A 25,908-nucleotide genomic window follows, 5' to 3' on the forward strand; every position below is an offset into this window, starting at 1 on the left:
ACGCTTGTCGTTTTTCCTACAGTCGAATATCCGATTCGGCAGCGGTCAACAAATACTTCAAATCGTACAAAACATGTTTGGCACGCCCAAACTTTCGAATATTTTCAGCTCCAAGCTCGCGAAACTCGTTATGTGCGACGGCAAGAACTATTCCATCGTAAAAGTCTGCTTGTGGCTCAACTATTGGCGTAATGCCATATTCATGTTCAGCCTCCGCAACGCTAACCCATGGATCATAAACATCTACAGCAATATTATATTCGGCCAGCTCATTAATGATATCGACGATACGGGTATTACGAAGGTCGGGGCAATTCTCCTTGAATGTTAAACCCATGATTAAAACACGAGCCCCATCAACATGGATGCGTCGTTTTAGCATGGCTTTAACAAGTTGAGAAACAACATAGGCGCCCATGCTGTCATTTAGGCGACGTCCCGCAAGAATAATTTCAGGGTGATAACCAATCGCTTGAGCTTTATGGGTCAAATAATATGGATCAACACCTATGCAATGCCCACCTACCAACCCTGGTCGAAAAGGTAAGAAATTCCATTTCGTGCCCGCCGCGTGTAAAACGGCTTCTGTATCAATCTCCATTCTATTGAAGATAATGGCCAGCTCATTTATCAAAGCAATATTCAGGTCACGTTGAGTATTTTCAATAACCTTTGCCGCCTCGGCTACTTTTATGCTACTTGCTTTATGAGTTCCGGCGATGATAATTTGCTTGTATAAAGCATCGACGAGATTCGCAGCCTCTGGGGTGGAACCTGAAGTCACTTTTTTTATTGTAGTAACGCGGTGCTCTTTGTCCCCTGGGTTGATACGCTCAGGACTGTAACCTACAAAAAAATCAATATTGTAAGTCAAACCGGAAACTCGCTCCAATACTGGAACGCACTCTTCCTCGGTAGCGCCTGGATAAACGGTCGACTCATAAATAACGATGTCGTTCTTTTTTAGGACTTTACCAATGGTTTCGGACGCCTTAATCAGTGGAGTAAGATCTGGCTGATTGTATCTATCTATCGGCGTTGGCACCGTGACAATAAAGGTGTTACATTGATCAAGCTCTTCCAAAGAGCAGCTATAAGTAATATATTTCGCTTCTTTTAACTCTGCATCGCTGACTTCAAGCGTGCCATCGTGTCCCGATTTGAGAGCATCGATACGAGGCTGATTAATATCAAATCCAATTACCGTGCGGTGCTTAGCAAACTCAACAGCTAGGGGAAGCCCCACATAACCAAGACCAATAATGGCGAGCTTCAGGTTCTTTAACTCATGCATAGTTGCAAATCCAATTCAATAAATTAATAAACTTCACGTAGCTCAACAAATAAATATTTAAAAAATCGCCTAGCTAACAACTGCTAACTTTTTTATTCGGTGGCTAGCTGCTAAGAGGAAAGTCGCGAAAAAACTTGTTGCGTTGTCTATGCTTAGAGTAGGACTCAGCCAATAGCCCTCTAATTTGCCTATAAAAATTTCTTTGCATGACAGAAGGATACGCCGACTTGCAGGAAGCTGCGATTGTATATTTTGTCTCGTCGTTTTTTTTTGTATGGACCCGCATAGCGCCAGACGTCGCCCCTCCGCCCGAAGAGATTTAGCTTCAATTTTTGTGTTGCCTATTTTCATGATCCATACCTAAACATAGATTCTTTCTCGCTCCGCCCTTACGAGGGTCATTCTGACGCTTGAGCATAGGCAAGAGTCTCGTATTACTCAGCGCAGCGATGAAAACAACGTATTAGAAACACAGATTATACGACCATCAGAGAAAAATCCGTAGCCGCAACAGCAATTAAGAATGATTTTTATTTGCTACTTGTCTAGGATCAAAACGGCCCTATGCACGGGAAGAGAGATATCTCTTGCTGGGAGAGGGCCTTCAGGGTTTCAGGGAAATCAGGAACCTCATAACCAATCACTACAAAGGCGATGACGCCAACTCACCAGAAGAAGAATTCCCGATATCCTCCCTTCCTAACGGGGAGCCGTACCCCCTCGCCTTCACCCTGAAAAAATACAACCCTACGCCGTTCGGATAGCATCATTTAGATGCTTCTCGGAAGGCTGAAACTTCAATCACCTTCAAGACGTTAAAAATCGAGCTAGCTTTAGCCCTTATAGCCGCTTAAAACAACCCTAATTAACGCTAGAAAACCACTTAATAGTAGGCCGCTGATAAATCCGACAAATAAGATTAAAGCCTTCCGTGGCTTAACCGGACTCTCCGGAACCTCAACACTACCATCCTGCCGATAAACCGAAATGAGCTCAGGATCAATATTCAACTTACGATAAAAGTTGTACCGCATTTGCAACGTCCGCAAATCCGATATAAACGCATCATCCGAAGCCCTGGACTCTAACATTTGAATTTCAGCCGCCAACGCCTTACTACCACGCTGGTAATCCATTTTATTACCCGTATCAACGGTAATATCCACAGCCGCAGACGAATTAATAGTAGGCGTAGTCAGACCAATCGCTTGAGCAATCTTCAGCGCTTCGCGTAACTGCTGAATCCGATCCTCACGCACCCGCTGCGCAGTCTCCCGTAAGCTGGTAATCCGCTGCTCCAGATTACGAGCTCTCACGGAAGCCTCAGCCGTGACGTTCTTGATCAGCTCTGACTCGGCCGCCTGACTTGCCCGTGCTACGTAGGCCTTGGCCCATTCGGTTGCCTTTACCGGATCACCGCTTTGAACCGTGACCGAGAAACGATCAGGGGTATCCTTGCCTGGCCCCTTGACCACCAGCTCTCGCGAGAACCGGTCATACAGGCGATCGAGAGCGCCCTTTCGCTGGGACTCATCGAGCGAGGGGAGATAGATTTCGTTAAAGAAGGTCTGGCGAAGGGATTCGCCTTGTAAGTTACGAGCAAACACTTCGTAAACATGTTTGATGGAATACGTTTCCAGCTCGGTACTTTTCCCACGCCCATAGTTCAACTCAGCGATCCCATTCTGAGTCGGCGGCATAATAAAAAGCTTTGCTTCATAGACAGGTTTGCTGAGAAACGCGTAAGCAGCGGCACCAGCAGTGACCAAAAGAGTTATGGAGATGATCAACCATTTTTGCGCCCAGAGCCCACGTGCAAGGGCAATCAGGTCGATTTCATCGTCGTCACGCACTGCAATACGATTATCTTGCATGGATAGCCTCGCTTCCTTTTTTTAGCTTTACGCTTGCGGACACACTGGACGCATTAAAAGGTAAGACGGGCAAGTCCCCGGCAGACACGGCGGTGTTTTTATTTAAATTAAACAAATGCAGCATACCCAAAGTCAGAAATTTGCGGCAGCGATCCTTACTCCAAGACTACAGGGTTCACATTCCATTATTTCAGCCGCCGACCTCTCCCGGCGATCCACGCCAAAAGGGGGCCAATCATCATTCCACAGAGAAGCGCTAGCAAGACAAAAACCGAAACAGGAAGTTGCGGTGCCGACCATCCGAGGAACAACAATGCGACAGGCTGATTGTTTTCAAGCACGAACAGTACGATAGCCGAAGCCACGAGCACCGCAAGTACGACAAGCGCCAGGCGCCTAAAGTTCCGCATGGGGACCTCTTTTTCTGGGGGCCGTTTCAGACGTCGTCATCCTCATCCTCATTCACCCGGTCTCGCAGCTCCTTGCCCGGCTTGAAGTGAGGTACAAATTTTCCATCGAGGCTGACCGATTGGCCGGTTTTTGGGTTGCGACCCACCCGCGGGGCGCGGTAATGCAGGGAAAAGCTGCCGAACCCACGGATTTCGATACGATCTCCGGTGGCCAGGCATTGGGACATTTGTTCGAGCATGGTCTTGATGGCCAGCTCCACATCCTTGGACGAGAGCAGCCCTTGATGGGTGACAATCCGTTCGATCAACTCCGACTTCGTCATGTTTTTCCCTTCTTTTTCAAGCAGCTAGGAAAATCGCTTCAAAGGTTTTAGCATGCCCGGAGGAATTTGAACAGCCCAACTATTGACATATCTGCCACGCATGCTGGTCGCCCCTTTTCGGTGCGAGCGGACAGAATCCTTCAACTAGCGACACATGACCAACATCGTTCTCGTCACGTAACCTGCCGGATTGAAGCCGAAAGGATATTGATCCTGGTCCTTGGCGTCATCCGATCGGGTTATTACCTTGTAGCCTTGATCCTTGCACTCCCTGGCGGCGCGCTTGTAGCACTTCTCCCAGCGGGAGCCCAATCCCGAACAGTCGATCTCGATGCCGCTTACACCACGTACCGCGTGGGTCTTAGCGCTCGTCACGCACCCCGCCAACGTCAGCATAATGGCTACCAAAAAGAGCTTGTTCATTCAGATCCTTTCAATAAGAGACAGGCCCCTGCCTCGGATGTTTTTGATTATGTTTCATAACAGAGACAGCCTGATGAAGCGGTTGGTTTCGCCGTGCCCCGAATGATCATGACCACTCCTTGTTCGATCGAGATAAGCCCGAGAAATCGCAGGCACAAAAAAGGGCGACCGAAGTCGCCCTTTTTCTATGGTCTGACAGAACTCAGTTCTGCTTTTCCATCTGTGCACGCAGCAGGTCGCCCAGAGTGGTAGGACCAGCAGCAATGTCAGTAGCTGGCTTGTCGCGCAGGCTCTGGATTGCTTCTTTCTCTTCAGCATCGTCTTTCGACTTGATGGAGAGCTGGATTACGCGGCTCTTGCGGTCAACGCTGATGATCTTGGCTTCTACTTCTTCGCCTTCTTTCAGGACGTTGCGCGCGTCTTCAACGCGGTCACGGCTGATTTCGGAGGCTTTCAGAGTCGCTTCGATATCGTCGGCCAGGGTGATGATGGCGCCTTTGGCGTCAACTTCTTTCACGATGCCCTTAACGATTGCGCCTTTGTCGTTCTCTTGAACGTACTCGGAGAACGGATCGCTTTCCAGTTGCTTGATACCCAGGGAGATGCGCTCGCGCTCAGGGTCAACCGACAGGATAACGGTGTCCAGCTCGTCGCCCTTCTTGAAGCGGCGTACGGCTTCTTCGCCCACTTCGTTCCAGGAGATGTCGGACAGGTGAACCAGGCCGTCGATGCCGCCGTCCAGACCAATGAAGATACCGAAATCGGTGATCGACTTGATGGTGCCGGAGATTTTATCGCCCTTGTTGAACTGGCCAGAGAAGTCTTCCCATGGGTTGGACTTGCACTGCTTGATGCCGAGGGATATACGACGACGCTCTTCGTCGATGTCCAGAACCATGACTTCCACTTCGTCGCCGACTTGTACGACTTTCGAAGGGTGGATGTTCTTGTTGGTCCAGTCCATTTCGGAAACGTGTACCAGGCCTTCAACGCCTTCTTCCAGCTCAGCGAAGCAGCCGTAGTCGGTGAGGTTGGTAACACGAGCGGTGACGCGAGTGCCTTCTGGGTAACGGGCTTTGATAGCGACCCATGGATCTTCACCCAGTTGCTTGAGGCCCAGGGAAACACGATTGCGCTCGCGATCGTACTTCAGAACCTTGACATCGATCTCGTCGCCAACGTTGACGATTTCCGAAGGATGCTTGATACGCTTCCAGGCCATGTCGGTGATGTGCAGCAGGCCATCGACGCCACCCAGATCGACGAATGCGCCGTAATCGGTGAGGTTCTTGACGATACCCTTGACCTGCTGGCCTTCCTGCAGCGATTCCAGCAGAGCTTCACGCTCGGCGGAGTTCTCGGCTTCCAGGACACTGCGACGGGAAACGACAACGTTGTTGCGCTTCTGGTCCAGCTTGATGACCTTGAATTCCAGCTCTTTGCCTTCCAGGTGCGTGGTGTCGCGCACTGGACGGACGTCAACCAGGGAACCTGGCAGGAACGCACGGATGCCGTTAACGTCGACAGTGAAGCCGCCTTTAACCTTACCGTTGATAACGCCCTTGACCACTTCCTCAGCTGCGAAGGCCGCTTCCAGAACGATCCAGCATTCAGCACGCTTGGCTTTTTCACGGGACAGCTTGGTTTCACCGAAGCCATCTTCAACCGAATCCAACGCTACGTGAACTTCGTCACCAACGTTGATGTTCAGTTCGCCAGCGTCGTTGTAGAACTGCTCAAGCGGGATCAGCGCTTCAGACTTCAGACCAGCGTGAACGGTTACCCAGCGAGCCTGGTAATCGATATCAACGATAACGCCGGTGATGATGGAGCCTGCCTGAAGGTTCAGGGTTTTCAAGCTTTCTTCAAAGAGTTCCGCAAAGCTTTCGCTCATTTTAATTCCTGTTGATTAGGGCGAAGTAAACGCCCATCTCCACACCCCAGACGATGTGGGTTAGTTTCATATATAAGAAGCACCGCAGGACTATGACTGGTCCCCTGCGGAGCTTCCTGGTCACCCGGCGATATCGCGAAGCGCGATCTCGCTCATGATGCGTTGCAACACCTGGTCGATGGACAACTCCGTGGAATCCAGCTGTATCGCATCGGCCGCCGGCTTTAGCGGGGCCACTGCGCGCTGGGTATCACGCTCGTCGCGTGCACGTATCTCATCTAGCAGACTCGACAGACTAACATCCTCGCCTTTGCCCTTCAACTGCAAATATCGGCGACGAGCCCGCTCCTCCGCGCTGGCGGTGAGGAAAATCTTCAATGGCGCATCGGTGAACACCACCGTGCCCATGTCCCGGCCATCCGCCACCAGCCCCGGCGGCTCCTGGAATGCCCGTTGACGCTGGAGCAATGCCTCGCGCACCGCCGGCAGCGCGGCGACCTGGGAAGCCCCGGCGCCGACGCTTTCGGTGCGAATGACATCACTGACTTCGTCACCTTCGAGGATGATTCGCTGCAACTGGCCATCGGTAGCGGCGATGAATTGCACGTCCAGATGCGCGGCCAGGGCCTTGAGCAGCTCTTCGTTGGTCAGGTCGACGCCATGGTTGGCGGCTGCGAAGGCCAGCAAGCGATACAGGGCACCGGAATCGAGCAGATTCCAGCCCAGTTGCTTGGCCAGCATGCCGGCGATGGTGCCCTTGCCCGATCCGCTTGGGCCATCGATGGTGATGACCGGTGCCTTGATGTTCACGACTGTGCCTCTTGTGCTACTCGAATACCAACCTGCGCGCACAGCGCCAGGAAATTCGGGAACGACGTGGCGACGTTGGCGCAATCATGGATGCGGATCGGCGCGCTGGCGCGCAGGGACGCAACGCTGAACGCCATGGCGATACGGTGGTCGCCGTGCCCATGGACTTCGCCACCGCCAATCTGGCCGCCGTCGATGATGATACCGTCCGGCGTCGGTTCGCACTTGACGCCGAGCGCCAGCAGGCCGTCCGCCATCACCTGGATACGATCGGATTCCTTGACCCGCAGCTCTTCGGCGCCGGTCAGCACGGTGCGGCCTTCTGCGCATGCAGCCGCGACGAACAGCACCGGGAATTCGTCGATAGCCAGGGGAACCAGCGCTTCCGGAATTTCGATACCCTTGAGTTTAGCCGCTCGTACGCGCAAGTCTGCCACCGGCTCGCCGCCCACTTCACGCTGGTTTTCCAGGGTGATGTCGGCGCCCATCAGGCGCAGGATGTCGATGACGCCGGTACGGGTCGGGTTGATGCCGACGTGCTCGAGCACCAGGTCGGAGCCCTCGGCGATCGAGGCCGCCACCAGGAAGAATGCCGACGAGGAAATATCGCCCGGCACTTCGATGTGGGTCGCCGTCAGTTTGTTGCCGGATTCAACGGACGCCGTGGCGCCATCAACGGTGACCGGGTAGCCGAAGCCACGCAGCATGCGTTCGGTGTGGTCGCGGGTCGGGGCCGGCTCGGTGACGGTGGTCTTGCCTTCGGCGTAGAGCCCCGCCAGCAGCAGGCAGGATTTCACCTGGGCACTGGCCATTGGCATGGTGTAGGTCAGGCCCTTGAGCTTGTTGCCACCCCGAATGGTCATCGGCGGGCGACCTTCAGCCGCGGTCTCGATCACCGCGCCCATTTCCCGCAACGGGTTGGCGACACGGTTCATTGGACGCTTGGACAGCGAGGCATCACCGGTCAGGGTGCTGTCGAAGTCTTGTGCGGCCAACAGGCCGGACAGCAGGCGCATCGAGGTACCGGAGTTGCCCAGGTAGATCGGGCCCGGCGCAGGCTTGAGGCCGTGCAGACCGACACCATGAATCGTCACGCGGCCGTGGTGCGGGCCTTCGATGACCACGCCCATGTCGCGGAACGCTTGCAGCGTTGCCAGGGCATCTTCGCCCTCGAGGAAACCTTCCACCTCGGTCACGCCTTCGGCCAGGGAGCCGAGCATGATCGAGCGGTGGGAAATCGATTTATCGCCCGGTACACGAATCCGCCCACTGAGGGAGCCACCAGGTTGTGCCAGGAAAATCAGATCGTTGGAGTTCATAGCGTCCACATAGGCCCGACGGGCCAGGATTTTACTGAAATGCTCGCGGGCCACCCTGGCGCGTGTGAAAACGCCCAGCAATTGGTGCCCGTCCCCTGCATCGACCGCGTCGCGCAAGGCGTCGAGATCGCTGCGAAATGTATCGAGTGTGCGCAGGACAGCTTCGCGGTTGGCGAGGAAGATGTCGTGCCACATGACCGGGTCGCTACCCGCGATTCTCGTGAAATCGCGGAAACCGCCGGCAGCGTAACGGAAGATCTCAAGATTTTCATTGCGTTTGGCCAATGAATCCACCAGGCCGAACGCCAGCAGGTGCGGCAAATGGCTGGTGGCGGCCAATACTTCGTCGTGTCGCTCGACTTGCATGTGCTCGACATCGGCACCCAGTTCGCGCCACAGGCGATCCACCACCGCCAGCGCCGCCGGATCCGTCTGGTCCAACGGCGTCAAAATAACTTTATGGCGACGGAACAGCTCGGCGTTGGAAGCCTCCACCCCGCTCTGCTCGGAGCCGGCAATCGGATGACCGGGCACGAAGCGCGCCGGCATGCCGCCAAACGCCTCGGTCGCCGCCCGTACCACGTTGCCCTTGGCGCTGCCGACATCAGTGAGAATCGCTAGCCCAAGATCCATGCCAGCCAATCGGGCCAGCAGTTTCTCCATGGCCAGGATTGGCACCGCCAACTGGATAACGTCCGCCCCCTGGCAAGCGAGCAGCAAGTCGTCTTCACAGCGATCGACCACGCCCAGCTCTACAGCAAGCTTGCGCGATTGCGGATCAAGGTCGACCCCGACGACTTCACGGCACAGCCCGCTTTCGCGCAGGCCTTTGGCGAACGAGCCGCCAATCAACCCGAGGCCGACCACCACCAGGCGACCGATCATAGGTGCCGCAGGTTGCAGCGAGGTGACATCAACCACGAGCCAGGACCTTGCTCAACGCGTCGAGAAACCGGCTGTTTTCCGCCGGCAGGCCGACGGTGACGCGCAGATGATTGGGCATGCCGTAGTTCGCTACCGGACGGACGATCACGCCTTCGCGCAACAACCCCTGATAGACAGGCGCCGCGACGCGACCTACGTCTACACAAATGAAATTGCCCTTGGAAGGAATCCAGCCCAGGCCCAGCTCACGCAAGCCGGCTTCCAACTGTTGCATGCCGGTTTCGTTCAAGCGACGGCTTTCCGCCAGGTAGGCTTCGTCCTGCAACGCTGCGCAAGCGGCAGCCAGGGCGAAGCTGTTGACGTTGAACGGTTGGCGCACGCGGTTCAGCACATCGGCCACCACGGCGGTGGACAGGCCGTAGCCAACCCGCAGCGACGCCAGTCCGTAGGCTTTGGAGAAGGTGCGCGACACCAGCAGGTTCGGGTAGGCAGCTAGGAAATCCAGACCGTCAGGCAAATCGCTGCCTTCGGCGTATTCGATGTAGGCCTCGTCCAATACCACCAGCACGTGCTCGGGCACGTCTTGCAGGAAATCGTCCAGGGCCTGGGCGTCGAACCAGGTGCCGGTCGGGTTGTTCGGGTTGGCGATGAAGACCACGCGCGTGTTGGCATCGATGGCGGCCAACATGGCCGGCAGGTCATGCCCCCAATCCTTGGCCGGAACCACATGAGCATCGGCGCCGACGGCCTGGGTGGCAATCGGGTAGACCGCGAACGCGTGCTCGCTGAACACCGCGTTGAGGCCTGGCGCCAAATACGCACGGGCAACCAGTTCGAGAATGTCGTTGGAACCGTTACCCAGCGTCACTTGGTTCAGCTCGACGCCGCAGCGCTCGGCCAGCAGGCTCTTCAATGCGAAACCATTGCCATCCGGGTAACGGGTCAGCTCGGCCAGTTCGTCGCGGATTGCCGCGAGCGCCTTGGGGCTCGCGCCCAACGGGTTTTCGTTGCTCGCCAACTTGACGATGCTGGCCGGGTCCAGGTCCAGCTCGCGGGCCAGTTCGTCCACGGGCTTGCCCGGAACGTAAGGCGAGAGTTGTTGCACGCCTGGCTGAGCCAGTGCGAGGAAGTTGCCACTCATTAGCTATCCGCCCTTAAAGAACTGCCTTGGGGTAGGAACCCAGCACCTTGAGTGCCACTGCTTCCTGACTGATTTTCTCCAGCACACCTTTTACCAGCGGATCGCGGTGGTGGCCGACGAAATCGATGAAGAACACGTAGGTCCATTTACCGCTGCGCGACGGACGGGTCTCGATGCGTGTCAGATCGATACCGTTGTCGTGGAACGGCACCAACAGTTCATGAAGCGCGCCGGGCTTGTTGCTCATGGAGACGATGATCGAGGTCTTGTCGTCGCCGGTCGGCGGTACTTCCTGGCTGCCGATCATCAGGAACCGCGTGGAGTTGTCCGGACGGTCCTCGATTTTTTCGGCCAGGCGCGTCAAGCCATAGAGGCCCGCCGCCATGTCACCGGCGATGGCCGCCGAGTTCCACTCACCCTTGACCCGCTTGGCCGCTTCGGCGTTGCTCGATACCGCCACGCGCTCGACATTCGGGTAATGGGCGTCCAGCCACTTGCGGCACTGGGCCAGGGACTGGGCGTGGGAGTAGATCCGGCTGATGCTGTCGGTCTTGGTGTTCTCGCCCACCAGCAGGTGATGGTGGATGCGCAGCTCGACTTCGCCGCAGATCACCATGTCGTGCTCGAGGAAGCTGTCCAGCGTGTGGTTGACCGCGCCTTCGGTGGAGTTCTCCACCGGCACCACGCCGAAATTCACCGCGCCGGCGGCTACTTCGCGGAACACTTCGTCGATGGCCGCCATCGGTTTGCTGATCACGGCGTGGCCGAAGTGCTTCATGGCCGCAGCCTGGGTGAAAGTGCCTTCCGGCCCCAGGTAGGCGACTTTCAGCGGCTGCTCGAGGGCCAGGCAAGAAGACATGATTTCGCGGAACAAGCGCGCCATCTCTTCGTTGCCCAGCGGTCCCTTGTTGCGCTCCATGACACGCTTGAGCACCTGCGCTTCACGCTCGGGGCGATAGAACACCGGGACTTCGCCTTCGGCCAGGGAGGCCATTTTCACCCGGGCGACTTCCTGGGCGCAGCGCGCGCGCTCGCTGATCAGCTCCAGGACTTTTTCGTCCAGGGCATCGATGCGCAGGCGCAGCGCCTTGAGTTCTTGCTCAGACATCAGCCGTGTTCCTTCTCGAACTCTGCCATGTAGGCGACCAGCGCATTGACGGCGTTGATGTCCACGGCGTTGTAGATGGAGGCGCGCATGCCACCGACCGAACGGTGACCCTTGAGGTTCAGCAGGCCGCGCTCGTCGGCGCCGGCCAGGAACGGCTTGTCGAGACGGTCGTCGGCCAGGCGGAACGGGACGTTCATCCACGAGCGGTCGGACTTGTTGATCGGGTTGCTGTAGAGGCCGCTGGCGTCGATGAAGTCATACAGCGTGCGCTGCTTCACTTCGTTGAGCTTGCCGATGGCTTCGACACCGCCCTGCTCTTTCAGCCACTCGAACACCAGGCCCGACAGGTACCAGGCCAGGGTTGGCGGGGTGTTGTACATCGAGCCGTTATCGGCCGCGACCTTGTAGTTGAGCATGGTCGGACACAGGGAGCGGGCACGACCGAGCAGGTCTTCGCGAATGATCGCGACCAGGATACCGCTCGGGCCGATATTCTTCTGGGCGCCGGCGTAGATCATGCCGAAACGGGAAATGTCCACCGGGCGCGAAAGAATGTCCGAGGACATATCGGCCACCAGCGGCACGTCACCGGTTTCCGGGATCCAGTTGAACTCCAGGCCACCGATGGTTTCGTTCGGCGCGTAGTGAACGTAGGCAGCGTCGTTGGACAGGTTCCATTCGTTCTGGCCAGGAATGGCGAAATAGTCGTAGGGCTTGGCGGTAGCCGCCACGTTGACGTGACCGTAGCGCGACGCTTCTTCGATGGCTTTCTGCGACCAGATGCCGGTGTCGATGTAGTCGGCCTTGCCGTTTTCCGGCAGCAGGTTCAACGGGATCTGGGCGAACTGCTGGCTCGCACCGCCCTGCAGGAACAGGACTTTATAGTTGGACGGGATGTTCAGCAGATCACGCAGATCCTGCTCGGCCTTGGTGGCGATGGACACGAACTCATCGCTGCGATGGCTCATTTCCATGACCGACAGGCCCTTGCCGTGCCAGTCGAGAAGTTCACCCTGGGCGCGCTTCAGGACCGCCTCAGGAAGCGCCGCCGGGCCGGCACAGAAGTTATAGGCTCTCTTGCTCACATCCAATCTCGCTCTGATCTGGTGGTCACTTAAATCTTTTGATCTACACACAACTCCACTGTGGGAGCGAGCTTGCTCGCGATAGCGGCACAACAGTCAACATTGATGTTGAATGCCAGTCCGTCATCGCGAGCAAGCTCGCTCCCACAGGGGGGCCGTTCACTCAAGGTATGAAACCTCAGGGGAGCAGCATCACCCCAGAGGGGAATGTGCAGTGTCGCAAATTTTCAAACGGAACAAACAACAAGGGGGCGAATCTTCATCCGCCCCCTGTGTGTCCGCTTAGTCCTGCGGTTCTTCTTCGTCTGCGGCAGCGTCGAGTGGTTGATCGCCGACGGTGTCGTCGACATCGGCACCGAGGGTGCCATCGAACGCTACACCTTCTTCGCCTTCTTCGCCTTCCAGCTCCTCGCCTTCGACTTCCGACGGTTCCTGGACGCGCTCAAGCCCGACCAGTTTTTCGTCCTTGGCAAGCTTGATCAGCGTCACGCCCTGGGTGTTACGACCCAGGCTGGACACTTCGTCGACCCGCGTACGTACCAGCGTGCCCTGGTCGGAGATCAACATGATCTCCTCGCCATCAAGCACCTGGACAGCACCGACCAGGCGGCCGTTACGCTCGTTGCTGACCATGGCAATCACGCCCTGGCCGCCACGCTTGTACTCGGGGAACTCGCTGATGGCGGTACGCTTGCCGTAGCCACGCTCGGAAGCAGTGAGGATCTGGCTGCCTTCTTCCGGGATCAGCATGGAAATCAGCTTCTGGCCTTCCGGCAGGCGCATGCCGCGCACACCGCGAGCGGTACGGCCCATGGCGCGAACGTCGGATTCCTTGAAGCGCGTGACCTTGCCACCGTCGGAGAACAGCATGACTTCGCGCTCGCCGTCAGTGATGGCGGCGGAAATCAGCACGTCGCCTTCGTCCAGCTCCAGGGCGATCAGGCCCACGCTGCGCTGGCGGCTGAAGGATTCCAGCGGGGTCTTCTTCACGGTGCCGTTGGCGGTTGCCATGAAGATGTAGTGACCTTCGGTGTATTCCTCCACCGGCAGCATGGTGGTGATGTATTCACCATCATCCAGCGGCAACAGATTGACCAGCGGACGACCGCGGGCGGCACGGGATGCTTCGGGGATCTCGTAGGTCTTCAGCCAGTACACCTTGCCCTTGCTGGAGAACAGCAGCAGCGTGGTATGGCTGTTGGCGACCAGCAGGTGAGCGATGTAGTCCTCGTCCTTGACGCCCGTGGCCGACTTGCCTTTGCCACCGCGACGCTGGGCCTGGTAGGCGGCCAGCGGCTGGGTCTTGGCGTAGCCGCCGTGGGAAATGGTCACCACGCGCTCCTCTTCCGGGATCATATCGCCCAGGGTCAGGTCCAGGCGCGCATCGAGAATCTCGGTGCGGCGCACGTCGCCGTATTCGGCGCGGATCACTTCCAGCTCTTCGCGGATCACTTCCATCAGGCGCGTGGCGCTGTTGAGGATGCGGATCAGCTCGCCGATCTGGTTGAGGATTTCCTGGTACTCCGCCAGCAGCTTTTCGTGCTCCAGGCCGGTCAAGCGGTGCAGGCGCAGTTCCAGGATGGCTTGCGCCTGCTCCGGGGACAGGAAGTACTTGCCTTCGCGCAGGCCGTATTGCGGATCGAGGTTTTCCGGACGGCACGAATCGGCGCCGGCGCGTTCGACCATCGCCACCACCGCGCTGGATTCCCAAGGCGTGCTGACCAGCGCTTCCTTGGCTTCCGACGGGGTTGGCGAAGCCTTGATCAGGGCGATGACCGGGTCGATGTTCGACAGGGCAACGGCTTGGCCTTCAAGGATATGACCCCGCTCGCGGGCCTTGCGCAGCTCGAATACGGTACGACGGGTCACGACTTCGCGGCGGTGACGGACGAAGGCTTCCAGCAGGTCCTTGAGGTTCAGTATCCGCGGACGGCCGTCGATCAACGCGACGATGTTGATGCCGAACACGCTTTGCAACTGGGTCTGGGCGTAGAGGTTGTTGAGGATCACCTCAGGCACTTCGCCACGGCGCAGCTCGATCACGACGCGCATGCCGTCCTTGTCGGACTCGTCACGCAGCTCGGTGATGCCTTCGAGCTTCTTCTCTTTTACCAGCTCGGCGATCTTCTCGATCAGGCGGGCCTTGTTCAGCTGGTACGGCAGCTCGGTGATGACGATCTGCTGGCGGCCGCCCACCTTGTCGATGTCTTCGACGGTCGAGCGGGCGCGCATGTAGATGCGACCGCGACCGGTGCGATAGGCCTCGATGATGCCGGCGCGACCGTTGATGATCGCGGCGGTCGGGAAGTCCGGACCGGGGATGTACTGCATCAGCTCATCGACGGTCAGCTCGGGATTGTCGATGAGGGCCAGGCAACCGTCGATGACTTCACCGAGGTTGTGTGGCGGGATGTTGGTCGCCATGCCCACGGCGATACCGCTGGAGCCGTTGACGAGCAGGTTGGGAATACGGGTCGGCATGACCGCCGGGATCATTTCGGTGCCGTCGTAGTTCGGCACCCAGTCCACGGTTTCCTTGTGCAGGTCGGCCAGCAGTTCGTGGGCCAGCTTGGTCATGCGCACTTCGGTGTATCGCATGGCCGCGGCGTTGTCGCCGTCCACCGAACCGAAGTTGCCCTGGCCGTCTACCAGCAGGTAGCGCAGGGAGAACGGCTGCGCCATACGAACGATGGTGTCGTACACGGCAGTGTCGCCGTGGGGGTGATACTTACCGATCACGTCGCCGACGACACGGGCGGACTTCTTGTAAGGCTTGTTGAAGTCGTTGCCCAGCTCGCTCATCGCGAACAGCACGCGGCGGTGCACGGGCTTCAAGCCATCGCGCGCATCCGGCAGCGCCCGCCCGACGATTACGCTCATTGCGTAGTCGAGGTAGGACTGTTTCAGCTCGTCTTCGATATTGACCGGGAGGATTTCTTTGGCCAGTTCGCCCATGAGAAGCCTGATTCCTTTTTCTGGTGAAACCTCGTCACGTCCAGATGGGACGAACGAAGCTCGCCGCTGCAGAACAAATGCCATGCAGCGACTTACGACAAATCAACGAGTTATGCCATGGATCTGCGCAGTAAAGGCCACCTCGCGAGGCGGCCTTGGAAACCGCCGGATGTTATCACAAGAGCCGCCACGCACCTATCCCCCAGATGCGCATGGTGTGTAGTTAGTTGACCGATGACAGGCTGGAATGGGACGAGAGGGGCTCAGAGGCGCTGGGAATGGCAATTCGTGGCTGATTTCACTTATTTTCAGGCTTTGCCGGCCCCATCGCGAGCAAGCTCGCTCCCGCAGGGATCGTTGTGTGCCTGGATTTCAGGCACGCCGCGCATCCCATGTGGGAGCGAGCTTGCTCGCGATAGGACCAGCTCAGGCGCCGAGAGCCTTCAATGCAACCGCTTGCGACACATCAATTGCGCCATCTTCGCCGCATCCGGCCGCTCGACGATGCCCTTCTCCGTCACGATCGCATCGATCAGGTCCGCCGGAGTCACGTCGAACACTGGATTGAAGGCATCGGCATCCGCCCCGACCCGCTTGCCGCCGACTTCCAGCAGCTCACGCCCATCACGTTCTTCGATCGGAATGTCATCGCCACTGGCCAGGTTCATGTCGATGGTCGAGCTCGGCGCCACCACCATGAAGCGCACGCCGTGGTGCATGGCACAGACCGCCAGTTGATAAGTGCCGATCTTGTTCGCCACGTCGCCATTGGCGGTGATGCGGTCGGCGCCGACGATCACCCAGGTCACGCCCTTGGTCTTCATGATGTGGGCGGCAGCGGAGTCGGCGTTGAGTGTCACCGGAATGCCTTCGTTGGCGAGTTCCCACGCGGTCAGGCGAGAACCTTGCAGCCACGGACGGGTTTCATCGGCATAGACGCGCTCGACCATACCCTCGATGAACGCCCCGCGAATCACCCCAAGGGCGGTACCAAAGCCACCGGTGGCCAGGGCGCCGGTGTTGCAATGGGTCAGGATGGCCTGGGCGTTGCCCTGGTGCTTGCGGATCAGGTCAACACCGAGCTGGGCCATGGTCAGGTTGGCCTCGCGGTCGCTTTCGTGGATCGCGATGGCCTCAGCCTCAAGGGCCGCCAGCGGGTCGGCCTGTTCCTTGAGACGCGCCAAGCGGTCGCGCATGCGGTCCAGCGCCCAGAACAGATTGACCGCCGTCGGCCGGGAATCGGCCAGCAAGGCAAAATCCGCTTCCAGCGCATCTTGCCAGTCACCACCCTCGGCCAACCGCGCCCGCGCCGCCAGCACCACGCCATAGGCGGCACTGATGCCGATCGCCGGCGCACCGCGCACCACCATCGAACGGATGGCCTCGGCCACGCCGGCCGCGCTGGTGTAGCCGATCCAGTTTTCCTCGAACGGCAAAACACGCTGATCCAGCAGATAAAGAGCGCCATCGCGCCAATCGATGGCCTTCACCTTCTCCGCAGCCAACAGTCGATCGCGCATCCTTCACCCCGCACTCATGAACAAAAGCCGCCGATTATAGCGATCCCTCCGCGAAGACGCTCGGGTATACTTCGCCATCCTTTATAACCCATGGAACCGTTCCACGATGCCCAAGCCTGCCGTTGCGCTCGACTTATTATTGCTGCCGACCTGGTTGGTGCCTGTCGAACCCGCCGGTGTCGTGCTCAAGGATCATGGTTTGGGCATCCGTGATGGCTCCATCGTGTTCATCGGGCCACGGGCCGAAGCCATGAAGTGCGATGCCACGGAAATCCGCGAACTGCCTGGCATGCTCCTCAGCCCGGGCCTGGTGAACGCCCACGGCCACGCGGCGATGACGCTGTTCCGCGGCCTGGCGGATGATTTGCCGCTGATGACCTGGCTCGAACAGCACATCTGGCCCGCCGAGGGCAAATGGGTCGATGAAGACTTCGTCCGCGACGGCACCGACCTGGCGATCGCCGAGCAGATCCAGGGCGGCATCACCTGTTTCTCCGACATGTACTTCTACCCCAAGGTTGCCAGCGAGCGTGTCCATAACAGCGGCATCCGCGCGCAAATCGCCATCCCGATCCTCGACTTTCCGATACCCGGTGCTGCCAGCGCCGATGACGCCATTCGTCAGGGCATCGAGCTGTTTGGCGATCTCAAGCACCATCCACGGATCAAAGTCGCATTCGGCCCGCACGCGCCGTACACCGTCGGCGACGAGAACCTGGAGAAAATCCGGGTGATCGCCGAGGAGCTGGACGCGGCCATTCACATGCACGTTCACGAAACCGCCTTCGAAGTGCAGCAGGCTGTGGATAACACCGGCGAGCGACCAATGGCGCGGCTGGCCCGGGTTGGCCTGTTGGGACCGCGCTTTCAGGCGGTGCACATGACTCAGGTCAGCGACGAGGACCAGGCCCTGCTGGTAGAACACAACTGCAGCGTGATCCATTGCCCGGAATCGAACCTGAAACTGGCCAGCGGTTTCTGCCCGGTGGAACGCCTGTGGCAGGCCGGCGTCAACGTCGCGGTCGGCACGGACGGCGCGGCAAGCAACAATGACCTGGACCTGCTGGGCGAAACCCGCACTGCCGCCCTGCTGGCGAAAGCCGTCGCCGGCTCGGCCACCGCGCTGGATGCCCATCGGGCCCTGCGCATGGCCACGCTCAACGGCGCCCGCGCGCTGGGTATCGAGTCGATCGTCGGTTCACTGGAAGTCGGCAAGGCTGCCGACCTGGTGGCCTTCGACCTGTCCGGCCTGGCGCAACAACCGATCTATGACCCGGTTTCGCAGTTGATCTACGCCACCGGCCGCCATTGCGTGAAACACCTGTGGGTGGCCGGCAAGCCGTTGCTGGAGGACGGTCGCCTGACTCGCATGGACGAGGCGCAACTGACCGCCACGGCCCAGGCCTGGGGCCGCCGGGTGAGCGGCCAGAACGAATAGCACGCCCCTTGAGCCACGGCTCGGGGTCACTGATTTTTCAAGTTTTTCGAGGATCTGCACATGAGCAACGTCGACCACGCTGAAATCGCCAAGTTCGAAGCCCTGGCCCATCGCTGGTGGGACCGGGAGAGCGAATTCAAACCGCTGCACGACATCAACCCGCTGCGGGTCAACTGGATTGACGAGCGGGTCAGCCTGGCCGGCAAGAAAGTCCTCGACGTCGGCTGTGGCGGCGGCATCCTCAGCGAAGCCATGGCCCTGCGCGGCGCCACCGTCACGGGCATCGACATGGGCGAGGCGCCGCTGGCCGTTGCGCAACTGCATCAATTGGAATCCGGCGTCAGCGTGGAATACCGGCAGATCACCGCCGAAGCCCTGGCCGAGGAAATGCCCGGGCAGTTCGACGTGGTCACTTGTCTGGAGATGCTGGAACACGTGCCGGACCCGTCATCGGTGATTCGCGCCTGCTTCCAGATGGTCAAGCCCGGCGGCCAGGTGTTCTTCTCCACCATCAACCGCAACCCGAAGGCCTACCTGTTCGCGATCATCGGCGCCGAATACATCATGAAGCTGCTGCCACGCGGCACCCATGACTTCAAGAAATTCATCCGGCCTTCCGAACTGGGCGCCTGGAGCCGCATGGCCGGGCTGACCGTCAAGGACATCATCGGCCTGACCTACAACCCGCTGACCAAGCACTACAAGCTGGCCGCCGACGTTGACGTCAACTACATGATCCAGACCCTGCGCGAGGAATAAGTCGATGCGTCTCCAAGCGGTTCTCTTCGACATGGACGGCACGCTGCTCGACACCGCGCCAGACTTCATCGCCATCTGCCAGGCCATGCGCGCCGACCGTGGCCTGCCGCCGATGAACACCCAGCACATCCGCGACGAAATTTCCGGCGGTGCCCGGGCGATGGTCGCGGTGACGTTTTCGATGGACCCGGAATCCCCGGGGTTCGAGGAGCTGCGCCAGGAATTCCTCGACCGTTACCTCAAGGGGTGCGCGGTCCACAGCCATCTGTTCGATGGCATGGCCGAAGTGTTGGCCGACATCGAGGCGGCCAACCTGATCTGGGGCGTGGTCACCAACAAGCCGGTACGCTTTGCCGAGCCGATCATGCAGCAGTTGGGCCTGGCCGAGCGTTCGAAAGTGTTGATCTGTCCCGATCACGTAAAAAACAGCAAGCCGGACCCGGAACCGTTGATCCTGGCCTGCAAGATGCTCGACCTGGACCCGGCCAGCGTGCTGTTCGTGGGCGATGACCTGCGGGACATCGAGTCCGGCCGCAGCGCCGGCACCAAGACCTGCGCGGTGACCTACGGCTACATCCACCCGGACGACAACCCCAAGCACTGGGGCGCGGATGTGGTGATCGACCATCCTCTGGCCCTGCGTGAAGTGCTGGATAACGCGCTGTGCAGTTGCTGATCTGAGTACCGCTTTTGTGGCGAGGGAGCTTGCTGTGGCGAGGGGATTTATCCCCGTTGGGTCGCGAAGCGCCCCCAAAATATATCTGCCACCGCAGTACATCAAATCGAACCCAGCGGGGCGGTGCGACGTTTCGCTAAATCCCCTCGCCACAACTGCGCACCACTACGCATTGTTTTGTTTCGTGAGGTTTCTTTATGTTTGACTACTCCGCCCGCCCCGACCTGCTCGAAGGCCGCGTCATTCTGGTCACCGGTGCCGGCCGTGGTATCGGAGCGGCTGCCGCCAAGGCTTATGCCGCCCATGGCGCCACCGTGTTGTTGTTGGGCAAGACCGAGGCCAACCTGACCCAGGTCTACGACGAAATCGAAGCAGCCGGTCATCCACAGCCGGCAGTGATCCCCTTCAACCTCGAAACCGCCCTGCCCCATCAATACGATGAGCTGGCCGCCATGATCGAGACCGAGTTCGGCCACCTCGACGGCCTGCTGCACAACGCCTCGATCATCGGCCCACGCACGCCCCTGGAGCAGTTGTCCGGTGAGAATTTCATGCGCGTGATGCACGTGAACGTCAATGCCATGTTCATGCTCACCAGCACCCTGCTGCCATTGCTGAAGCTGTCCAAGGACGCGTCCGTGGTGTTCACCTCCAGCAGCGTCGGGCGCAAGGGCCGGGCGTATTGGGGCGCCTATGGCGTCTCCAAGTTCGCCACCGAAGGGCTGATGCAAACGCTCGCCGACGAAGTCGACACCGTTGCGCCAGTGCGCTCCAACAGCATCAACCCCGGCGCCACCCGCACCAGCATGCGGGCCCAGGCCTATCCGGGGGAAAATCCGCTCAACAACCCGACGCCTGAAGAAATCATGCCGGTCTACCTGTACCTGATGGGGCCGGACAGCCAAGGCATCAATGGCCAGGCTTTCAACGCGCAATAACTGCCCGCCTCCCGTCGCGGCGGTTTACCGTCGCGGCGCAGACGCCTTCGGTGCATTACCCAGCGAAGCGCCAAGACCTTGCCGCCAGCCGCCCCTCTTATCGCCCCTAACCCGACGGTAACATGCTGTTTTTTCGCGTATTTTTTAAAAGATGAACCGAATGGCACGACTTTCGCTCTAACCACTCAAGCACGCCATGTCCGGCAAGCAATGGACGTTGAGACGCAATCCGCCAGCGCAAGTAAAGCGGACTAAACTCAGATCAATGTCCCTCGGGACTGATGGACCAGTACGACGCGTAGCCCAGTGCCGCTTCACCCGCCGGCCAGGATCGACTCAGTTAGGGGCTCACGCCATATGAAAACGCCCACGCAGACCAATGCGATCGACTTTGACAGCGCCAAGCTGCAGCGCCTGGGCCTGGCCCAGCCGTCGCCGCTCGTGACGCGGCCCGTCAGCCTTTCACAAGTGCGCCAGCAATTGAGCCAGCAGTTGCAGACCAGCCTGGAGCCGCAACGGATCCTCGGCCTGTTCTTCCGCGAAGTGCAGCGGCTGGTGCCCCTGGATGCGCTGGCCTACCAGCACAAACCCAGCGACTTGCGCCTGGAATTCGGCCAGCGCGGACATCACAGCCTCAGTTACAACCTTAGCCATGAAGGCGAACACTTGGGTGAACTGGTGTTCCGCCGCAACCAGCGCTTCGCCAACTCGGAGCAGAGCGAACTCGAGTCGATACTCTCCACGCTGTTTTTCCCGCTGCGCAACGCCTTGCTCTATCGCGCCGCCACGCAAAGCGCCTTGCGCGATCCGCTGACCGGTACCGGCAACCGTATCGCCATGGACCAGACGCTGGAACGTGAGATCGACATGGCCAGGCGTCACATGCAGCCACTCTCGCTGTTGATGCTGGACATCGACCATTTCAAGCGTATCAACGATAGCCATGGGCATGGCGTCGGCGACGAAGTGCTGAAAGCCGTGGCCGACTCGATCAAGAGCCAACTGCGCAATGTGGACATGGTGTTCAGGTTTGGTGGCGAAGAATTCCTGATCCTGCTGGCCAATACCAGCCGGGACGCGGCGGCCATGGTCGGCGAACGGCTGCGTTACGCCGCCCAGGCACAGGATTACTTTGCTGCGGGCACTCGGATCGAACTGACCGTCAGCCTGGGATGCGCAACGCTGCTGCCGGGTGAGTCCGCTGAAAGCCTGTTGCGCAGGGCCGACAGCGCGTTATACGTGGCCAAGCGCGAAGGTCGGAACCGGCTGACGATGGCGGGCTGAAGCCCAAACGCTCTGAACACCGACCCATTGCCTTCGCAAGCAAGCCCGCTCCCACAAGGGAATGGCGGCGCACTTGAAACTTCTGGTCACCACAAAACCAATGTGGGAGCGAGCCTGCTCGCGAAGGGGCCGGATCAGTCAACGCAAGGTTGAAGGTCAGACCGCTTTCGCGAGCAAGCCCGCTCCCACAGGAGGGTCAAGCTATAGGGGATCAGCTACCCGCCAACGCCAGGCGTTCACGGCTGGGCGCAGTTTTCTCTACAACGCCCGAGTGTTCCAGTTGCATGCAGCGCTCCAGGAACAGGTACATGTAGTCGTAGCTTTTGCAGACGGCCTGGCGCAGTTCCATCTGCAACGACTTGCTCGGATTCATGCCCGCCAGGGTGCAGATGATCTCCAGCGCTTCCCAAGGGTGGGCATCGTCATACTGGGCGTGCATCTTCAGCCACTTCATGGCCCGCTTGCGGTCTTCCTCGGCGAAAGCCGCCGCGTAGACGCCACTGGAACAGACCACCGCCGACCACTCCCCGGTCGCGCCCTCGATGGCGTAGTTGGTCGCGGCAATCGCCACGATCAACGAGTCCGCCGAGCTGGTGTGCCAGCACCAATGACTCAACGCATGCAGCTCAGGTGGCACCTGCTGCGCCTGCAGATCTTCGAGTGTCACGCCATGAGCGGCGCTCCAGTTCACCCAATAATCGGCATGATTGAGTTCGACTCGAATGTTGCGCATCAGCCAGCGGCGCGCCATGTCCTCGCCGGGATGGCGAGCGAAGCGTGTCTTGGTGAGGTTTTGTGCCATGTACAAGGCGAACTGTTCGACGACGGGCCAACCACCGATAAGGTAGTGGCGCATGGTCTTGGCGCTGAGCTTGTTGTCGCGCATGCGTTGATACAGTTCGTGTTCTACAACCCGGCGCTTGCTCTCGCCGCAATCTGCAATGAGCTGCTGTGCCCATTGCGGATAGCTCTTGGCGTCCATGAGCGGGCCTGTTCGGTTGAATGTGTCGATCACTGTCGGGCTCCTTTTGATTGTGATTTTCTGCGGATCAACAAGAGTTTCAGCGGAACGTGCCGGGGGCCTTGAACAACAACGGCTGAGGCCTGGCCGGCCTACATTGCAACGTGTCACAGGTAAACATCTGTGGCCGCTCGATGACATACCCCTGAGCGTAGTCCACACCGATTTCCAGCAATGCCTGCTCGATCTGGGCCGTTTCAACAAACTCGGCAATCGTACGCTTACCCATGACATGGCCGATATGATTAATCACTTCGACCATTGCCCGGTTGATCGGGTCGTCCAGCATATCCTTTACGAAACTCCCGTCGATCTTCAAGAAGTCTACAGGTAAATGTTTCAGGTAAGCGAATGAAGACATTCCGGCACAAAAGTCATCCAGTGAGAAATAACAGCCCAAACCTTTGAGTTCATTGATAAAGCGAATCGCGCTACCGAGATTCGAAATGGCGCTGGTCTCGGTAATTTCAAAACAAATCATTTCCGGCGGAATCGAGTAGGCCGCGAACTGTTTACGCAAGAAGTCCAGGAACGCCTGATCTCCTATAGTCGTGCCTGACAGATTAATCGCACACATGGCCAACGGGCCTTGCCGGGATTCGTTCAGGCATTGGCGAATGATCCTGAAGACATTCTCCACCACCCAGCGGTCCAACGACGTCATCAAGCCATAGCGCTCCGCCGCCGGAATGAAGCTGTCAGGCAGGATCATCCGCCCGGCCTCGTCATGCAGGCGCAGCAATATCTCGATATGCCCACCGCCATGATCCCCCGGGCCCAATGCAGCGATCTCCTGGGCGTAGAGGCAGAAACGGTTTTCCTCCAGGGCCATGTGCAAGCGCTGCACCCAGGCCATCTCGCCGAAGCGCAGGGACAACTCCGAGTCGTCGGCATGGTAGACCTGGACCCGGTTGCGCCCCTTTTCCTTGGCCATGTAGCAGGCCATGTCGGCGGCGCGCAGGGATGCCTCCAAGGTGGTCGGGCTCTGGGCGATATGCACCAGGCCGATACTCACGGTGGTCACGAATGGCCGGCCTTTCCACACGAAATGCAGGTTCTGTACGGTCTGGCGCAGACCTTCGGCAATTTTCTCCGCGGCCTCCGGCGAGCAGTTTTCCAACAAGATGCCGAACTCATCGCCGCCCAAGCGGGCCAATGTGTCGTTTTCCCTTAACCCCGATTGCAGCAAGGCACAAATGTGCCGCAACAACTCGTCACCGGCCGCATGGCCACAGGTGTCGTTGACCAGCTTGAACTGATCGAGATCGAGAAACATCAGGGCGTGGCGCCCAACCTGGCGGGTCAGGTTATGCAGGGCTTGTTCAAGGCGGTATTCGAATTCGCGGCGGTTCGCCAGGCCGGTCAGCGCATCGTGAGTGGCTTGCCAGGACAGATTGGCAATGTACTGGCGTTCCTGGGTCATGTCGTGCAGCACCAGCACCGCACCACTGACCTTGCCGGCGTGGCGGATCGGCGCCCCCACCAGGGTGACCGACACCGTGCTGCCGTCCAGGCGCTGGATCAACTTGGAATGCTCGCTGCCGCCCCCCAATCGTCCGCTCAGGATATGCTCGATCAAGGTCAGCCCTTCCGTCTGGGCATTGTCATCGAGCAGATTGAACAGCGCCGCCAGGGGCAATCCCGTGGCGTGCTCGGCTTTCCAGTGGGTCATCGCTTCCGCGGCAGGGTTCATGTAGGCAATCGCGCCCTCGACGTCGGTGGTAATCACGCCGTCGCCAATCGATTGCAAGGTGATCTGGGCCCGCTCCTTCTCCAACTGAAGCGCATTGGCGAAGACCTGCCGCTGGGCCAGCAGTTTATGGGTGCGCAACAGCGCGAGGACAATCAACCCAAGGGCCGTGGCGAAATTGGTCACCAGCAACAGGCGCAGGATAAACCGCGACCCCTCGCCCAAGGCATCGCTGAAGGCCTTCGCGGCTGGGGTTACGGAATCGTTGATGGCGAAGATCTGTGCCTTCCAGCCGCGGATATCCGTTTCCGAGGCTTGGCCGGTGCTGATGTTGGCGTGCATCTGCCGGGCGACGCTGTCCAGTTCAATCAGGTAGCCATCACCCACCGTCCAGAGATCGATAGCTTCTTCCAGATAGCTGAAATGACGGAAATTGAGATACAGCCAGATCACGCTGGCTACGTCGTCGGGATGATTGCCACCCTTGAGAATCCCGGCCCGCGCGGCGTCGAGATCAGGCGGCTGGCGGTCCAGTGCTACCCGCAGTTCGTGACCGCCCTCGGGCACGGCGATGGCTTGCTGGTACTTGAGAAAAATCGCCTCGTCACGGCTGTCAGCGTAAAGATTGAGGTAATAAATGGCGTCTTTCTGGCCCTTGGACCAAAGGCTTTCCCCTGCTACATAACCGCGAACTGCCGACAATACGTAAAGACTGACGCCTCCCAGAAGGGCTTGAAACAGGACAACTGCTATAAAAGGCCAGACGATGCCCAACAGCCGAGGAGTTCCGAGAGTCCGCTTTTGCTTCATGAGGTCCCTTGCACAGGTAACTGCGATCAGCATTGACGCCAATCATCCTTGCAAGACTAGGAGGCGCAGCAGCTCCCCGCAAGAGGCTGTCCATTTATTTGACGCACTGAACCTCGGTACCTGGAGTCCGAAGAGGGTAAGCGTCGTCTTTTAGACGCCCCCTTATATTTTTCACACCGTATACATATATACCACGACGATTTTTTCTGAGGTGTTTTGATACGAACCTCCCCGCATGGCGAATGACAACG

At 58.8% G+C, this 25,908-nt stretch carries 20 protein-coding genes; 5 read left to right on the forward strand and 15 right to left on the reverse strand.

Going from position 1 to position 25,908, the window contains the following annotated elements:
- Nucleotides 1–16 precede the first annotated feature (16 nt).
- The 13 genes from tviB to mtnA all read right to left on the reverse strand — a co-directional run bounded on the left by tviB (nt 17) and on the right by mtnA (nt 17,041).
- A complete protein-coding gene (tviB, locus tag Q7C33_RS11775; RefSeq protein WP_407683432.1) occupies nt 17–1,294 on the reverse strand; it encodes a Vi polysaccharide biosynthesis UDP-N-acetylglucosamine C-6 dehydrogenase TviB in 1,278 nt (425 codons plus the stop codon).
- An 833-nt stretch (nt 1,295–2,127) separates the two neighbouring features.
- A complete protein-coding gene (locus Q7C33_RS11780; protein ID WP_407683433.1) occupies nt 2,128–3,168 on the reverse strand; it encodes an LPS O-antigen chain length determinant protein WzzB in 1,041 nt (346 codons plus the stop codon).
- Between the two features lie 185 nt (nt 3,169–3,353).
- A complete protein-coding gene (locus tag Q7C33_RS11785; protein ID WP_030141010.1) occupies nt 3,354–3,578 on the reverse strand; it encodes a lipopolysaccharide assembly protein LapA domain-containing protein in 225 nt (74 codons plus the stop codon).
- Between the two features lie 26 nt (nt 3,579–3,604).
- Nucleotides 3,605–3,901, reverse strand: coding sequence for an integration host factor subunit beta (ihfB, locus tag Q7C33_RS11790; RefSeq protein ID WP_030141011.1), 297 nt, complete (start codon nt 3,899–3,901; stop codon nt 3,605–3,607).
- Between the two features lie 144 nt (nt 3,902–4,045).
- Nucleotides 4,046–4,324: a hypothetical protein gene (locus Q7C33_RS11795; protein ID WP_407683434.1), complete on the reverse strand. Its 279-nt coding sequence runs from the start codon at nt 4,322–4,324 to the stop codon at nt 4,046–4,048.
- A gap of 202 nt (nt 4,325–4,526) precedes the next feature.
- The gene (rpsA, locus tag Q7C33_RS11800; RefSeq protein WP_030141013.1) at nt 4,527–6,218 is read right to left on the reverse strand and encodes a 30S ribosomal protein S1; all 1,692 of its coding nucleotides are present in this window, start codon (nt 6,216–6,218) and stop codon (nt 4,527–4,529) included.
- A 120-nt stretch (nt 6,219–6,338) separates the two neighbouring features.
- Nucleotides 6,339–7,028, reverse strand: coding sequence for a (d)CMP kinase (gene cmk, locus Q7C33_RS11805; protein ID WP_030141014.1), 690 nt, complete (start codon nt 7,026–7,028; stop codon nt 6,339–6,341).
- On the reverse strand, nt 7,025–9,232 hold the full coding sequence (locus tag Q7C33_RS11810) for a bifunctional prephenate dehydrogenase/3-phosphoshikimate 1-carboxyvinyltransferase (protein WP_407683468.1): 2,208 nt from the start codon (nt 9,230–9,232) through the stop codon (nt 7,025–7,027). Before Q7C33_RS11810 ends, cmk begins: the two co-directional genes overlap by 4 nt.
- Before the next feature lie 28 nt (nt 9,233–9,260).
- Complete coding sequence (hisC, locus tag Q7C33_RS11815) at nt 9,261–10,373, reverse strand: histidinol-phosphate transaminase (protein ID WP_407683435.1); 1,113 nt, start codon at nt 10,371–10,373, stop codon at nt 9,261–9,263.
- Between the two features lie 13 nt (nt 10,374–10,386).
- Entirely contained in the window at nt 10,387–11,481 is a 1,095-nt protein-coding gene (pheA, locus tag Q7C33_RS11820; RefSeq protein ID WP_003199233.1) for a prephenate dehydratase, read from the reverse strand.
- Entirely contained in the window at nt 11,481–12,566 is a 1,086-nt protein-coding gene (gene serC, locus Q7C33_RS11825; protein ID WP_030141017.1) for a 3-phosphoserine/phosphohydroxythreonine transaminase, read from the reverse strand. The genes pheA and serC overlap by 1 nt, the downstream gene beginning before the upstream one ends.
- A gap of 282 nt (nt 12,567–12,848) precedes the next feature.
- A complete protein-coding gene (gene gyrA, locus Q7C33_RS11830; RefSeq protein WP_030141018.1) occupies nt 12,849–15,521 on the reverse strand; it encodes a DNA gyrase subunit A in 2,673 nt (890 codons plus the stop codon).
- Between the two features lie 443 nt (nt 15,522–15,964).
- Nucleotides 15,965–17,041: an S-methyl-5-thioribose-1-phosphate isomerase gene (mtnA, locus tag Q7C33_RS11835; protein ID WP_030141019.1), complete on the reverse strand. Its 1,077-nt coding sequence runs from the start codon at nt 17,039–17,041 to the stop codon at nt 15,965–15,967.
- A 106-nt stretch (nt 17,042–17,147) separates the two neighbouring features.
- Between mtnA and Q7C33_RS11840 the strand changes: the two genes are divergently transcribed.
- The 5 genes from Q7C33_RS11840 to Q7C33_RS11860 all read left to right on the forward strand — a co-directional run bounded on the left by Q7C33_RS11840 (nt 17,148) and on the right by Q7C33_RS11860 (nt 22,136).
- On the forward strand, nt 17,148–18,479 hold the full coding sequence (locus Q7C33_RS11840) for a TRZ/ATZ family hydrolase (RefSeq protein WP_407683436.1): 1,332 nt from the start codon (nt 17,148–17,150) through the stop codon (nt 18,477–18,479).
- A 60-nt stretch (nt 18,480–18,539) separates the two neighbouring features.
- Complete coding sequence (gene ubiG, locus Q7C33_RS11845; RefSeq protein WP_030141021.1) at nt 18,540–19,238, forward strand: bifunctional 2-polyprenyl-6-hydroxyphenol methylase/3-demethylubiquinol 3-O-methyltransferase UbiG; 699 nt, start codon at nt 18,540–18,542, stop codon at nt 19,236–19,238.
- Between the two features lie 4 nt (nt 19,239–19,242).
- Nucleotides 19,243–19,914 carry an N-acetylmuramic acid 6-phosphate phosphatase MupP gene (gene mupP / locus Q7C33_RS11850; protein WP_030141022.1) on the forward strand — a complete coding sequence of 224 codons (672 nt, stop codon included), beginning with the start codon at nt 19,243–19,245 and terminating at the stop codon, nt 19,912–19,914.
- A gap of 197 nt (nt 19,915–20,111) precedes the next feature.
- Nucleotides 20,112–20,852, forward strand: a complete 741-nt coding sequence (locus Q7C33_RS11855; protein WP_198797552.1) for a YciK family oxidoreductase — start codon at nt 20,112–20,114, stop codon at nt 20,850–20,852.
- 357 nt (nt 20,853–21,209) lie between these two features.
- Nucleotides 21,210–22,136 (forward strand): GGDEF domain-containing protein, encoded by a 927-nt coding sequence (locus tag Q7C33_RS11860; protein ID WP_030141024.1) that lies wholly within the window; start codon nt 21,210–21,212, stop codon nt 22,134–22,136.
- 211 nt (nt 22,137–22,347) lie between these two features.
- On the opposite strand, the gene Q7C33_RS11865 is transcribed toward Q7C33_RS11860, so the two are convergent.
- Both Q7C33_RS11865 and Q7C33_RS11870 read right to left on the reverse strand, forming a co-directional pair.
- Nucleotides 22,348–23,118, reverse strand: coding sequence for a TenA family transcriptional regulator (locus tag Q7C33_RS11865; RefSeq protein WP_206768601.1), 771 nt, complete (start codon nt 23,116–23,118; stop codon nt 22,348–22,350).
- Between the two features lie 79 nt (nt 23,119–23,197).
- A complete protein-coding gene (locus Q7C33_RS11870) occupies nt 23,198–25,657 on the reverse strand; it encodes an EAL domain-containing protein (RefSeq protein WP_407683437.1) in 2,460 nt (819 codons plus the stop codon).
- Nucleotides 25,658–25,908: the final 251 nt, after the last annotated feature.

The organism is Pseudomonas sp. BP11-1-1 (assembly GCF_052112105.1).
Lineage (GTDB): Bacteria > Pseudomonadota > Gammaproteobacteria > Pseudomonadales > Pseudomonadaceae > Aquipseudomonas > Aquipseudomonas alvandae.

What these genes read in the sequence shown, in the direction of transcription:
- tviB (WP_407683432.1), bottom strand. Translation starts at nt 1,294, where the DNA reads ATGCATGAGTTAAAGAACCTGAAGCTCGCCATTATTGGTCTTGGTTAT.
- Q7C33_RS11780 (WP_407683433.1), bottom strand. Translation starts at nt 3,168, where the DNA reads ATGCAAGATAATCGTATTGCAGTGCGTGACGACGATGAAATCGACCTG.
- Q7C33_RS11785 (WP_030141010.1), bottom strand. Translation starts at nt 3,578, where the DNA reads ATGCGGAACTTTAGGCGCCTGGCGCTTGTCGTACTTGCGGTGCTCGTG.
- ihfB (WP_030141011.1), bottom strand. Translation starts at nt 3,901, where the DNA reads ATGACGAAGTCGGAGTTGATCGAACGGATTGTCACCCATCAAGGGCTG.
- Q7C33_RS11795 (WP_407683434.1), bottom strand. Translation starts at nt 4,324, where the DNA reads ATGAACAAGCTCTTTTTGGTAGCCATTATGCTGACGTTGGCGGGGTGC.
- rpsA (WP_030141013.1), bottom strand. Translation starts at nt 6,218, where the DNA reads ATGAGCGAAAGCTTTGCGGAACTCTTTGAAGAAAGCTTGAAAACCCTG.
- Q7C33_RS11810 (WP_407683468.1), bottom strand. Translation starts at nt 9,232, where the DNA reads ATGATCGGTCGCCTGGTGGTGGTCGGCCTCGGGTTGATTGGCGGCTCG.
- hisC (WP_407683435.1), bottom strand. Translation starts at nt 10,373, where the DNA reads ATGAGTGGCAACTTCCTCGCACTGGCTCAGCCAGGCGTGCAACAACTC.
- pheA (WP_003199233.1), bottom strand. Translation starts at nt 11,481, where the DNA reads ATGTCTGAGCAAGAACTCAAGGCGCTGCGCCTGCGCATCGATGCCCTG.
- gyrA (WP_030141018.1), bottom strand. Translation starts at nt 15,521, where the DNA reads ATGGGCGAACTGGCCAAAGAAATCCTCCCGGTCAATATCGAAGACGAG.
- mtnA (WP_030141019.1), bottom strand. Translation starts at nt 17,041, where the DNA reads ATGCGCGATCGACTGTTGGCTGCGGAGAAGGTGAAGGCCATCGATTGG.
- Q7C33_RS11840 (WP_407683436.1), top strand. Translation starts at nt 17,148, where the DNA reads ATGCCCAAGCCTGCCGTTGCGCTCGACTTATTATTGCTGCCGACCTGG.
- ubiG (WP_030141021.1), top strand. Translation starts at nt 18,540, where the DNA reads ATGAGCAACGTCGACCACGCTGAAATCGCCAAGTTCGAAGCCCTGGCC.
- mupP (WP_030141022.1), top strand. Translation starts at nt 19,243, where the DNA reads ATGCGTCTCCAAGCGGTTCTCTTCGACATGGACGGCACGCTGCTCGAC.
- Q7C33_RS11855 (WP_198797552.1), top strand. Translation starts at nt 20,112, where the DNA reads ATGTTTGACTACTCCGCCCGCCCCGACCTGCTCGAAGGCCGCGTCATT.
- Q7C33_RS11860 (WP_030141024.1), top strand. Translation starts at nt 21,210, where the DNA reads ATGAAAACGCCCACGCAGACCAATGCGATCGACTTTGACAGCGCCAAG.
- Q7C33_RS11865 (WP_206768601.1), bottom strand. Translation starts at nt 23,118, where the DNA reads ATGGACGCCAAGAGCTATCCGCAATGGGCACAGCAGCTCATTGCAGAT.
- Q7C33_RS11870 (WP_407683437.1), bottom strand. Translation starts at nt 25,657, where the DNA reads ATGAAGCAAAAGCGGACTCTCGGAACTCCTCGGCTGTTGGGCATCGTC.